This window comes from Geodermatophilus sp. DSM 44513 (assembly GCF_032460525.1).
GTDB lineage: Bacteria > Actinomycetota > Actinomycetes > Mycobacteriales > Geodermatophilaceae > Geodermatophilus.
In genome coordinates this window covers 4,316,279-4,328,457 of the sequence record NZ_CP135963.1, presented here as the reverse complement: position 1 = coordinate 4,328,457, position 12,179 = coordinate 4,316,279, and the positions used below count along the sequence as shown (strand labels likewise).

At 76.5% G+C, this 12,179-nt stretch carries 10 protein-coding genes; 3 read left to right on the top strand and 7 right to left on the bottom strand.

The genetic code is table 11. The annotated features are described in order from the left end of the window. Positions 1–17: 17 nt before the first annotated feature. Genes RTG05_RS20925 through RTG05_RS20915 form a run of 3 tightly spaced genes read right to left on the bottom strand, consistent with a single transcriptional unit; the run spans position 18 to position 3,990 of the window. A complete protein-coding gene (locus RTG05_RS20925) occupies positions 18–2,138 on the bottom strand; it encodes a PTS fructose transporter subunit IIABC (protein WP_166526716.1) in 2,121 nt (706 codons plus the stop codon). Between the two features lie 20 nt (positions 2,139–2,158). Then, entirely contained in the window at positions 2,159–3,226 is a 1,068-nt protein-coding gene (locus RTG05_RS20920) for a 1-phosphofructokinase family hexose kinase (RefSeq protein ID WP_166526715.1), read from the bottom strand. Then, a complete protein-coding gene (locus RTG05_RS20915) occupies positions 3,223–3,990 on the bottom strand; it encodes a DeoR/GlpR family DNA-binding transcription regulator (RefSeq protein ID WP_166526714.1) in 768 nt (255 codons plus the stop codon). The genes RTG05_RS20920 and RTG05_RS20915 overlap by 4 nt, the downstream gene beginning before the upstream one ends. A 152-nt stretch (positions 3,991–4,142) precedes the next feature. Here RTG05_RS20915 and RTG05_RS20910 point away from each other — a divergent pair, with 152 nt between their 5' ends. The 3 genes from RTG05_RS20910 (at position 4,143) to RTG05_RS20900 (ending at position 8,488) form a co-directional block, all read left to right on the top strand. Next, the gene (locus RTG05_RS20910; protein WP_315912105.1) at positions 4,143–5,879 is read left to right on the top strand and encodes a phosphoenolpyruvate--protein phosphotransferase; all 1,737 of its coding nucleotides are present in this window, start codon (positions 4,143–4,145) and stop codon (positions 5,877–5,879) included. Positions 5,880–6,043: 164 nt separating this feature from the next. Beyond that, positions 6,044–6,187: a hypothetical protein gene (locus tag RTG05_RS20905; protein WP_166526713.1), complete on the top strand. Its 144-nt coding sequence runs from the start codon at positions 6,044–6,046 to the stop codon at positions 6,185–6,187. A 231-nt stretch (positions 6,188–6,418) separates the two neighbouring features. Further along, positions 6,419–8,488 (top strand): sensor domain-containing diguanylate cyclase, encoded by a 2,070-nt coding sequence (locus RTG05_RS20900; RefSeq protein ID WP_166526712.1) that lies wholly within the window; start codon positions 6,419–6,421, stop codon positions 8,486–8,488. A 20-nt stretch (positions 8,489–8,508) separates the two neighbouring features. Here the strand turns inward: RTG05_RS20900 and RTG05_RS20895 are convergent, their stop codons facing one another. The 4 genes from RTG05_RS20895 to RTG05_RS20880 form a co-directional block, all read right to left on the bottom strand. Further along, positions 8,509–9,339 carry a tyrosine-protein phosphatase gene (locus RTG05_RS20895; RefSeq protein WP_166526711.1) on the bottom strand — a complete coding sequence of 277 codons (831 nt, stop codon included), beginning with the start codon at positions 9,337–9,339 and terminating at the stop codon, positions 8,509–8,511. A gap of 80 nt (positions 9,340–9,419) precedes the next feature. Further along, positions 9,420–10,307 carry a 3-methyladenine DNA glycosylase gene (locus tag RTG05_RS20890; RefSeq protein WP_166526710.1) on the bottom strand — a complete coding sequence of 296 codons (888 nt, stop codon included), beginning with the start codon at positions 10,305–10,307 and terminating at the stop codon, positions 9,420–9,422. Positions 10,308–10,388: 81 nt separating this feature from the next. Then, the gene (locus RTG05_RS20885; protein ID WP_166526709.1) at positions 10,389–11,264 is read right to left on the bottom strand and encodes a DUF559 domain-containing protein; all 876 of its coding nucleotides are present in this window, start codon (positions 11,262–11,264) and stop codon (positions 10,389–10,391) included. Positions 11,265–11,377: 113 nt separating this feature from the next. Continuing rightward, entirely contained in the window at positions 11,378–12,133 is a 756-nt protein-coding gene (locus RTG05_RS20880; protein ID WP_166526708.1) for a 3-hydroxybutyrate dehydrogenase, read from the bottom strand. Positions 12,134–12,179 lie beyond the last annotated feature (46 nt).

Genomic DNA, 12,179 nt, shown 5'->3' with positions numbered 1-12,179 from the left:
GGACACAGCCTGGCCGCTCAGGCCCTGGCCGGCTGGGTGACCGGGGCCGCGGAGTGGACGTGGGCCGTGTCGACGGCGTCCTCGGGGTCGGCGTCGGTCTTCGGCCGGCCGATGCTCTTGGCGACGGTCACCGCGAGGGCGCCCACCACCATGCCGATGAGTACGGCCAGCAGGAACAGCAGGAAGTTGCTCATCGCGAAGAAGACGAAGAAGCCGCCGTGCGGGGCCCGCAGTTCGATGCCGGACACCGCGACGATGGCGCCGGTGGTGGCACCACCGAGCATCATGGAGGGGATGACCCGCAGCGGGTCGGCTGCGGCGAACGGGATAGCGCCCTCGGAGATGAACGAGGCACCGAGCGCCCAGGCCGCCTTGCCGTTGTCCCGCTCGGCCGGGGTGTACAGCCGGGGCCGGACGGCGGTGCTCAGCGCCATGGCCAGGGGGGGCACCATGCCGGCGGCCATGACCGTGGCCATGATGACCAGCGAGCCGCTGGTCTGCGAGGCCAGGCCCGCCGTGGCGAACAGGTAGGCGGCCTTGTTCACCGGGCCACCGAGGTCGAAGCACATCATCAGGCCGAGGATGATCCCGAGCAGGATCGCCGAGGTGCCGCTCAGGCCGGTCAGCCAGTTGCCCAGGCCGGTGAGGGCGGCGGCCAGCGGGCGGCCGAGCAGGACGACCATGATGCCGCTGGAGATCAGCGTGGCCAGCAGCGGGATGATCACGACCGGCTGCAGTCCGCGGACGCCGGCCGGCAGCTTCCAGCGGCTGATCCACAGCGCCACGAGGCCGGCGAGGATGCCGCCGACCAGGCCGCCGAGGAAGCCCGCGCCCACGGTCACCGACACGGCACCGACGACGAAGCCGGGCGCGATACCGGGGCGGTCGGCGATCGCGTAGGCGATGTAGCCGGCCAGCGCCGGGACCAGGAAGCCGAAGGCCGCCCCGCCGAGGACGAAGAACAGCGCGCCCAGGTAGCCGAAGAAGCCGTCGCGCAGGCCCTCGACCGGCTCGGCGAGCGTCGGCAGGTCGAGGAAGGTGTTGTTCAGCGCCCAGACCGTGCCGTAGTTGTCCCCGGCGTCCGAGGTCGGGTCGGCCAGGGCGATGCCGTACCCGGCGAAGGCGAAGCCCAGCGCGATGAGCAGGCCGCCCGCCGCGACGAACGGGATCATGTAGCTCACGCCGGTGAGCAGCCAGCGGCGGATCTCGGTGGCCGTGCCGGCCGAGCCGGCGGCGGCGGGCTCGTCGGCCGCGTCGGCACTCCCCGGCACCCGGCGGGCGTTCGGGTCGTCCGCGGCGGCCAGGGCCTCGCGGATCATCACGTCGGGCTCGTTGATCGCCCGCTTGGTGCCCGACTGCACCAGCGGCTTCCCGGCGAACCGGTCGCGGTCCCGGACGCCCACGTCGACGGCGAAGACGACCGCGTCGGCGGCGCGGATGACCGCCGGGTCCAGCGGGGTGGCGCCGGAGGAGCCCTGGGTCTCCACGTGCACGTCGACGCCGGCCGCCTGCCCGGCGGCGGTGAGCTTGTCCGCGGCCATGTAGGTGTGCGCGATGCCGGTCGGGCAGGCGCTGACCACGACCACGCTGCGGCGCGCGGTGGCCGGTCCGGCGGCCTGCACGGTGGCCGGCGCGGGGGTGGGGGCCGGCGCGCCGGCCGGCGCGCCCACGGGGGCGGCGGCCGGCTCGGGGGCGACGACCTCCTGCACCAGCCGCACGACCTCGGCCGGGGAGCCGGCCGCGCGCAGCGAGGACACGAACTCCGGCCGCACCAGCGCGCGGGCCAGCGCGGTGAGCAGCGTCAGGTGGTCGGCGTCGCCGTGCGCCGGCGCGGCGATGAGGAACACCAGGTCGGCCGGGCCGTCGGGGGCGCCGAAGTCGACCGTCGGCGAGAGCCGGGCGAAGGCCAGCGAGGCCTCGGTGACGGCGGCCGAGCGGCAGTGCGGGATGGCGATGCCGCCGGGCAGGCCGGTGGCCGCCTGCGCCTCGCGGGCGAGGGCGTCGTCGGCCAGGTCGTCGGCGCCGGTGGCCCGCCCGGCGCCGGCGACGAGTGCGGCCAGGCGGCGCACCACCGTGGCCTTCTCGGTGCCCAGGTCGGCGTCGAGCGCCACCAGGTCGGGGGTGATCAGGTCGGGCATGACCCAGCCTCCGGAGGGGATCAGCGGACGTCGCGGCCGGCGGCCGGGACGGTGGTGCGCGAGGTGTGCGGGGGTGGGGTGCGGGTGCCGGGCAGCGCCTCGGTGCGGACGGCGGCGACCTCGACGCGCAGGGCGGCGACCTGCGCCGGGCCGGGGACGGCGGACCCGGGGAGGGCGGCGCTGGCCGCCCCGTGGGCGACCGCGTTGCGCAGCCGCTCCGCGGGCGGGGCGCCGGCGAGGTCGGCCAGCACGTGGCCGGCCAGGCTGCAGTCGCCGGCACCGACGGTGCTGCGGACGGCGATCCGCGGGGGCGTGGCCGACCAGACGCCGTCGGCGCAGGACAGCAGCGCGCCCTCGGCCCCCAGGGTCAGCAGCACCTCACCGACCCCTCGGGCGTGCAGCGCCGAGAGGGCGGCCAGGGCGGCGGCGCGGTTGGTGGTCAGGTGGGCCTCGGGCACCCCGGAGAGCTGCGCGAGCTCCTCGGAGTTGGGCTTGAGCAGGTCCGGCGCGGCGTCCGGGCCGGCGGCCAGCAGGGCCAGCAGCGGCGCCTCGGAGGTGTCGACGGCGATCCGCGCCCCCGTGTCGCGCAGCGCCCGGACCAGGTCGGCGTACCAGTCCGGCGGCGTGCCCGGCGGCAGCGAGCCGGACAGCACCACCCAGCGGGCACCCACGGCGTGCCGGTGCAGGGTGGCGGCCAGGTCCGCGCGGGCGGCGCGGTCCAGCGGGGCACCCGGCTCGTTGAGCTTGGTGGTCGTCCCGTCGGGCTCGGCCAGGGTGTAGTTGGTCCGCACCGGGGCGGCGACCGGCACGGTGGCCATCGGCAGCCCCAGCCCGTGCAGGGCCCGCAGGATCGGGTCGTCGTCGGCCGCCGGCAGCACGGTGAGCACGTCCACCCCGGCGGCGGCGACCGCGCGGGCGACGTTGACCCCCTTGCCGCCGGGCTCGGTGGAGCTGGGCGCCAGGCGGACGACGCCGCCACGGGCCAGCGGGCCGGGCAGCGACAGCGTGCGGTCCAGGCTGGGGTTGGCGGTGAAGGTGACGACCTGCGGGGCTGCGCCCCCGGACGACGTCGCCGGCTCGTTCGTCATGCGACCACGACCTCGATCCCGGCGTCCTCGAGACGGGCGAGGTCGGCCGGTGCGGCCTCGGCGTCGGTGACCAGGACGTCGACGTCGGCCGGCGTCGCGAAGCGGACCAGGTGCTCGTGGCCGAACTTGCTGCTGTCGGCCAGGACGACGACCTTCTGCCCGGCGCGGATCATCGCCCGCTTCACCGACGCCTCGGCCTCGTCCGGGGTGGTGAAGCCGTGTTCGGCGGTGACGCCGTTGGTGCCGAGGACGACGACGTCGACCCGCAGGTCGGCCAGCGCGCCCACCGCCCGCTCGCCCACCGCGCACTGGGTGATCCCGCGGACCCGCCCGCCCAGCACGTGCAGGTCGATCCCCGGCACGGCGGCCAGCCGCGCGGCGTGCGGCACCGAGTGCGTGGCCACCAGCAGCCGGCGGTCGCCGGGCAGGAGTTCGGCCAGCGCGGCGGTGGAGCTGCCGCCGTCGAGCAGCAGGCTGCCGTCGGTCGCGGGCAGCAGGTCCAGCGCGGCGGCGGCGATCTTGCGCTTCTGCTCGCTGCGCGTGCCGTGCCGCTCGCCCAGGGCGGTCTCGACGTAGGTGAGCGCGCCGGCGGGTACGGCCCCGCCGTGGACCCGGCGCAGCATCCCGGCGCGCTCCAGGACGGCCAGGTCGCGGCGCACGGTCTCGGTCGTGACGCCGAACTCCTCGGCGAGCGCGGTCACCGACACCCGCCCGCGGTCGGCGACGAGCCCGGCGATCGTCTGCTGGCGCTCCTCCGCGTACACACCCACCTCCTGCCCGTTTGTGTTGGTTAACCGTTGGATTGATGTTGTTCTACGCCCGATCTGTTGACAAGTCAACACCAACTGGTGACCCTGGTCTCAGCACGCGTCCACCTCCGCGTTCCCCCCGGCCACCGACCCCGTGCGAGGCAGCCATGACCGTCCCCGCCCCCACCACTGCCCTCACCACTGCCCCCGACAGCGACACCCCTCCGGCCACCGGCGGCCCGCTGGTGCTCCCCGGCACGCCCGTCGTCCCCGGGGTGGCCTGGGGACCGGTCGTGCGCCCGTCGGGTGCGGTGGTGCTGCCGGCCGACGACGGCGCCGCGCTCGGCGAGGAGCAGCGCGCAGCGGAGAAGGAGCGCTTCGCGGCGGCCGCCGGGGTGGTCGCCGACCGGCTGGCCGCCCGCGCCGCCGCGGCGACCGGGGTGAGCGCGGAGGTGCTGGCCACGACGGCCGGCCTGGCCCGCGACCGCGGCCTGCTGTCGGCGGTGGAGCAGCGGATCGACGCCGGCACGCCGGCCGCCGTCGCCACCGTGCAGGCCGCCCAGCAGTTCGTCGACCTCTTCACCGGCCTGGGCGGGCTCATGGCCGAACGGGTGACCGACGTCCGCGACGTCCGCGACCGGATCGTCGCCCAGCTGACCGGGCAGGGGGAGCCCGGCGTGCCGAGCCCGGAGGAGCCGTCGGTGCTGCTGGCCGACGACCTCGCACCGGCCGACACCGCCGGGCTGGACCCCGAGCGGATCACCGGCCTGGCCACCCGGCTGGGCGGCACGACCAGCCACACCGCGATCATCGCCCGCCAGCTGGGGCTGCCCTGCGTGGTCGCCGTCGCCGGCCTGGCCGACGTCCCCGAAGGGGTGACCGTGCTGCTCGACGGCGAGCGCGGCACGGTCACCGTCGACCCCGACCCGGCCGACGCGCGCGCCCGCGTCGAGGCCTCGCGGACTGCCGCCGCGGCGCTGGCCGGCTACCGCGGCCCGGGCCGCACCCGCGACGGGCTGGCGGTGAAGGTGTTGGCCAACGTGCAGGACGGCGCGGGCGCGCAGGCCGCCGCGGCCCGGTACGCCGAGGGCGTGGGGCTGCTGCGTACGGAGCTCGCCTTCCTCAGCCGGGCCGAGGAGCCGTCGGTGGCGGAGCAGGCGGCGGGCTACGCCGCGGTGCTCGAGGCCTTCCCGGGGCAGCGGGTCGTCGTCCGCACGCTGGACGCCGGGTCGGACAAGCCGCTGGCCTTCGCCACCATGCCCGACGAGGAGAACCCGGCCCTCGGCGTGCGCGGGCTGCGGGTGGCCCGCCGGGACCCGGGCCTGCTGGAGCGGCAGTTGGACGCCGTCGCCGAGGCCGCCCGCCGGACGGGGGCGCAGCCGTGGGTGATGGCCCCGATGGTCGCCACCGTGGCCGAGGCCCGCGACTTCGGGCAGCGGGTGCGGGCCCGCGGGCTGACCCCGGGCGTGATGGTCGAGATCCCCTCCGCGGCGCTGATGGCCGAGCGGCTGCTGCGCGAGGTCGACTTCCTCTCGATCGGCACCAACGACCTGTCGCAGTACACGCTGGCCGCCGACCGGCTCTCCGCCGACCTCGCCGACCTCACCGACCCGTGGCAGCCGGCCCTGCTCGCCCTGGTGCAGGTGACCGCCGAGGCCGGCCGGCGCACCGGCAAGCCGGTCGGCGTCTGCGGCGAGGCTGCCGCCGACCCGCTGCTCGCCTGCGTCCTCGTCGGGCTGGGCATCACCTCGCTGTCCTGCGCCGCGTCGTCGATCGCCGGCGTGGGGGCGCGGCTGGCCGTCGTCGACTCCGACGCCTGCCGGCGGGCGGCCCACGCCGCGCTGGCCACCGACGACCCGCACGAGGCGCGGGCCGCGGCCCGCAGGGAGCTCGGCGGGGACTGACACCGGGCGGCCCGGCCGGCCCGCGAGCTGTCGTCGGCATCACCCGGTGGGGTGAGGGATCGTCGCCTACGTCTCAGGTTCACCTGCATTTCTTCGGAACACTAGAGGTGAGACCTGGGTTGTCTCAGGTGACGGACCCCCACGACGGAAGAAGGCGACGAGAGATGAGCAGCGTGACCTCCACCTGGCGGCGGCGTCGGGAGGCGGCGCGGACGCGTCGGGCACTGGACCGTGCCCTCGCCCGCACCAGCAGCCCGGCGATGCGCGACGAGCTGCTGACGCTCGCGAACACCAGCTCCCTGCGCTGAGCAGCACCCCTCCCCCGGGAGGGACGACGTGCGACCCCGGCCTCGCCCGACGAGGACCGGGGTCGCTGCTGTCCGGGGTCGCTGCGTCCGGGGAGGGCCCGCCCGCGGCTCCTCCCGAGGGGTGGACCCGCTCAACCCGCCGGCGCGCACTGCCGATCCCCCGGGCGTGATCAGATCGTCCGCACGCAGCGCGGACCACCCCCGGGCCGACGTCCCCTCCGGACCGCGTCGGTGAGCGCCGTCCCGCCGGCCGAGCCGCGCGAGACCTCGGGTGCCACGACGGGGCTGCTCCTGGCGCACGTCCGCCGGCGGGGTGGGGACGAGGCCGTCGAGGCGGTGCTGCGCTCCGCCGGCGTGCCGCACTCCGCGGCCGAGCTGTCCCAGCCGTCGCACTGGACGAGCTACGACACCCGGATCCGCCTGTTCACCGCCGCGACCGAGGTGCTGGGCGACCCGGGGACGATGTTCCGCGTCGGACGCGAGGCGCTCGGCAACGGGCTGCACCCCGCCCTGGTGCTGTTGGTGCGCACCATGGGCTCACCCCGCCAGGTGTACCGGCAGCTGCCCCGGGCGGTGGCGAAGTTCTCCACCACCTCGACGATGCAGGTGCTGTCCGCGGGCAGCACCTCGGCCACCCTCCGGTACACGCTGCACCCCGGCCACCGGCACTCCCGGCTGGACTGCGAGTACGCCCAGGGCCTCATCGGCATGGTGCCGACCATCTTCGGTCTCCCACCGGCCGAGCTGCAGCACCCCGAGTGCGAGGCCGACGGGCACCTGGCCTGCCTCTACCGGCTGCGCTGGCAGCGGCGGGGGTGGCGGCGCGGCCTCCGGAGCGGGGACGCGGCCGACCCGGAGCTGGTCGCCCTGCGCCAGCAGCTGAGCACCCTGCAGTCGGCCGCGGCCGACCTGGTGGCCAGCGCGGACGCCGACTCGGTCCTGCACCGCATCGTGGAACGGGCGGCCACCGCGGTGCTGGCGCCCGGGTACCTGCTGGCCGTGGCCGACCCGGCCGGCGGCCCACCCCGGGTGCACTCCGCCGGCGTGCCGGAGGACCAGCGCGACACGCTGGCCGCGACGCTGCTGAGCGGCGGTGACCCCGGCCCGCACGTGGTGGCGGTAGACGTCACCTCGGCGCGACGCACCCACGGCCGGCTCGCGGTGGTCTACCACCCCGGCGGCGGTGAGCTCGGGCACGAGGGGCCCATGCTGGCCGCCTACGCCAGCCACGCCGCCGCGGCCCTCGACCTCGTCCTCGCCCTGGGCAGCGCCCGGGAGGAGGCCGACCGGGCCGGTGCGCTGCTGAGCCTGGCCCACGAGCTGTCCGGGGCGACCGAGGCCGCCACCGTCTCCGCCGTCGTGGCCGAGGCCCTGCCGCACGTCGTCGGCTGCCACAGCGCGGCGGTCCTGCTGTGGGACCCCGCGTCGGGTTGCCTGCGCACCTCGGCCACGACCGGCCACAGCGGTGCCGCGCACGCCCTGCTGGACGCCACCCCCCTGCACGCCGAGGAGGTCCCGGAGGTCGTCGGCATGCTGGCCGACCGCGAGCCGCGCGTCCTGCGGCCCGGGACGAGCAGCCCGGTGCTGCGCGACCTGCTGCTGGGCACGGACCTCGACGAGGTCGTCGCCGTCCCCGTCCTCGCCGGCCGCACGTTCCTCGGCGTGGTGACCGCAGGCTGGCCGGCCGGGCAGGCGCACGGACTCGTCGGTGACACCCTCGTCCGGCTGCGCGGCGTGGGGGACCAGGCCGCCACGGCCCTGCAGCGGGCGCGGTTGCTGGAGACCGTCCGTCGCCAGGCCACCCACGACGGGCTCACCGGGTTGCCCAACCGGGTGCTCTTCCGGGACACCCTCGCCACGACCCTGGCCGCCGCGACGCCCGGTCAGCACGTCGGTGTGCTGTTCTGCGACCTCGACCGGTTCAAGGCGGTCAACGACTCCCTCGGGCACGCCGCCGGCGACGAGCTGCTGCGCCAGGTGGCCGCCCGGCTGCGCGCCGCCGTCCGCCCCGGGGACACCGTGGGCCGGCTCAGCGGTGACGAGTTCGCCGTCGTGCTGCCCACTCTGGCCCGGCCCGAGGACGCCGATCGGGTGGTCGACCGGGTCACCGGCTGCTTCACCGAGCCGTTCCGGCTGGAGGGGACCCGGGTCGACGTGGGCGTCTCGGTGGGCGTCGCCGTCCACGGCGGGCCGGACGGCGACCCCGGGACCCTGCTGCGCGTCGCCGACGCGGAGATGTACCGGCACAAGAAGAAGGACCCCCCGCCCCCCGCGGCTCGCGAGCTCACCGCGGGACCCTGAGGGGGCCACCCGCCAGCTGCTCAGTCGCGCAGGCGGGTCCGCAGCGCGGCCTGCTCGTCGGCGCCGAACCCGTGCTCGGTCAGCCAGCCCAGCGGCCCGCCGTGGCGCTCGTCGAGCAGCGCGAGCAGCCGGGTCATGGTCTCGGCGCGGGGGGTGTGGGAGGCGACGTCGCGGGTGACCATGTCCTCGGCGTAGGTTGGTGAGGCGGCCAGCTTGGCGACCAGCGCGTCGATCACCTCGGCGGTGAGCGCGTAGTCGGCGACGATCTCCTCGTGCGGGACCCCGGCCGCGGCCAGGGCGAACATGCACACCACGCCGGTGCGGTCCTTGCCGGCCGCGCAGTGCACGACGGTGGCGCCGTCGGGGTCGGCGGCGAGGGCCCGCAGCGCGGCGACCACGTTGTCCGGCCGGTGGGTCAGGTAGCCCAGGTAGGAGCGCACCGCCGGCGGCTCGTCCTGGTCGGCCTCGGCCACCTGCCGCGGCAGGATCGACTCCGCCCAGCCGGCCGGCAGCTCGGGGGCGTCGTCCTCCTCGGCGGCGAACACGTCGGTGTGCTGGCCGCGCTCGGGCAGCAGGCTGAAGTGGCGGTGGGTCACCCCGGGCACCGCGCGCAGCGGCCCGCGGCCCTCCAGCAGCACCTCCGCGGTGGTGCGCAGGTCGACCACCTCCCGCAGCGGCAGCTCCTCCACCAGCCGGCGGACGTCGGCCTCGCTCAGGGTCTGCAGGTTGTCGCTGCGCAGCACCCGGCCACGGACCGTCGTGCCGCCGTCGACGGTGGGCAGGCCACCGAGGTCACGGGTGTTCGTGGTCCCGTCGAGCCGCAGCCAGCGGTCGGTGCGCGTGGAGGTCACCCCCCGACCGTACGACTCCCGGGCCACGCCCCCGGGACGGCCACGTGCACCCCCGGTGAGCTGCGGACGTCGGACCGGTCTCACCCGGTGGCGTCCGGGAGCCCCCGGCACACCTCGAGCAGCCGGGCGCGCAGCTGGGCGCCGCGGTGGGCGAACCCCCGCTGCGCGGCCACGTACTGCGCCTTGCCCTCCGGCGTCTCGATGGCGACCGGCTGGTACCCGGCCGAGCGCAGGTCGTACGGCGAGGCCCGCATGTCCAGCACCCGCACGTCGGCGGCCAGCACGAAGCAGTCCAGCAGCAGCTCGCCGGGGACCGCCGGGCCCAGCTTGTACGCCCACTTGTAGACGTCCATGGTGGCGTGCAGGCAGCCGGGCTGCTCCAGCTCCACCTGGGTGGCGCGGGTGGGCTGCAGCTTGTTGCGGCCGACGGCGGCCGGGGTGAAGAACCGGAACGCGTCCACGTGCGAGCAGCGGACCGGGTGGGCCTCCACCACGGCGTCGGTGCCGGCCTGACCCAGCCGCAGCGGCAGCGGGTGCCGGTGCCCGTCGTCCCGGTAGACCATCGCCCACTCGTGCAGGCCGAAGCAGCCGGTGAACGCCGGACGGCCCGCGGTCGCGGCGAGCAGCCGGGCCACGAAGGCGACGGTGTCCCCCCGGTCGGCCAGGAAGGCCGCGCGGTCCAGGGCCACCGCCCCGTCGTCGCCGGTGGCGTACCAGCGCCAGGAGGCGTGCGGCGCCGGGCCGTCCGCGGCCGGCTCCAGCACCACCCCGGCCCCCGGGTGCCAGCGGCGCAGCTGGGCCGGCCGGGCGCTGTAGTACTCGAACAGGAAGTCCTCGACCGGGTGCCGGGTGCCGGCGGCGCGCCGCGCGCGGTGCCCGGCGGTGAGCGCGTCGACCCGCTCGGCGTGCCCCCGCACCTGCGCCGTCCACTCCGCCGCCGGCAGGTGGGTCGGGGCGGCGGGGGACACGGGCCCAGGCTAGGAGGGCCGCCGGCGCCGGTGTGCACCCATCGTGGTCCACACCGCGGTGAGACCACGATGAGCGCACACTCACAGCGTCAGGGCCGCCGCGATCCGGGCCAGCAGCTCGCCGGGGCGGTGCAGGTCTGCGGCGGTCACGAACACCACCCGCCACCCCACGGCCTGGAGCCGGTTGAGGCGCCGCCGGTCGCGGGCGAACTGTCCGGGTTCGGCGTGCCAGGCACCGTCGTACTCGACGGCGACCCGCCGGTGCGGCCAGGCGAAGTCGACCCGGGCGACGAAGCCTGCCTCATCCCGGACCACGAACTGGGCCACCGGCGGCGGGAGGTCCGCGCGGATCAGCAGCAGCCGCAGTCTCGTCTCCTGCGGAGAGCCAGCCAGTCCGTCGGCGAGTCGGCACGCGGTCCGTGCCCGCCGGGAGCCCGCACCCTGCAGGGTCGCGGCCAGGACCCGCACCGCCGCCAGGTCGGCGATGCCCGAGGCGACGAGTCGGTCCACCGCCACCACCGCCTCGTCCCCGCCCAGCACACCGGCCACCCGTACGGTGGTCGCCTCGGGGCTCGTCGTGGGCACCCCGCGTCGTCGGGAGAGCCACCCGGCCGGCAGGCGGGCGCGGCGCACGCGGAGCCCGGGCACCCGGACCGGGTGCCTGCCGGGTTGCACGGTGAGCTCGACGTCGTCGACGGCCTCGGCCAGGTCGACACCCCAGAGCGCGGCGGCGCTGCACCCGGTGACGACGGCGCCGGGCACCACGAGCGCGGCTGCGGCGCTGGCGCGCACGACGTGCGTGACGGGCAGCCCCCGGTGCACGTAGACGTCGGGGAAGAGCCGACGCCATGCGGGACCGCGCAGCTGGTTGGCGGTCAGGAGTCCCGCGCGGACAGCAGACGACCCGCGGAACGCGCAGGTGCGGAGGGGCTCGGGGACGGCTGCGGGCGCGGGCACCGGCGCAGACTCCCGCCCGTGCGCCGCGCCGACCGGCGCGCCGTCCCCACCCCTGCCGCTGTGCACAGGTCGTGGTCACCCCTGGTGGGAGACCACGATCTGTGCACACCGACCTAGTGCGCGGTCCAGCCGCCGTCCATGACCAGTGAGCTGCCGGTGATGGAGGCCGCCGCCGGGGAGCACAGGTGGGCCACCGCCTCGGCGACCTCCTCGGGCTCGATCAGCCGCTTGACCGCGGCCGGCGCCAGCATCACCTGCGCCACCACCTCGTCGGCGGACAGGCCGTGCACCCGCGCCTGGTCGGCGATCTGGTTCTCCACCAGCGGGGTGCGCACGTAGGCGGGGTTGACGCAGTTGGAGGTGACCCCGTGCGGGGCGCCCTCCAGCGCGATCACCTTCGACAGCCCCTCGAGGCCGTGCTTGGCGGTGACGTAGGCGCCCTTGAACGGCGAGGCGCGCAGGCCGTGCACCGAGCTGATGTTGACCACCCGGCCCCAGCCGCGGCCGTACATGTGCGGCAGCGCCCCGCGGACCAGCCGGAACGGCGTCTCCAGCATCAGCCGCAGGATGAGGGAGAAGCGGTCCACCGGGAACTCGTGCAGCGGCGCCACGTGCTGCAGGCCGGCGTTGTTGACCAGCACGTCGACGTCGAGGTCGAGGGCGTCCACCGCGTCGAGGTCGGACAGGTCGACCGTGACCGCCGTCCCCCCGACCGCGGCGGCCACCTGCTCGGCCGCCGCGCCGTCCCGGTCGACGACGACCACCTCCGCACCGGCCTGCGCCAGCCGCACCGCGCACGCCCGGCCGATGCCCGAGGCGCCGCCGGTGACGAGCGCGCGACGTCCGCTGAGGGTCCCTGAGTCCGCCATGCCGCCGCACGCTAGGGCCTGCCGTCCCCCGGTTGCACGGCGGGGG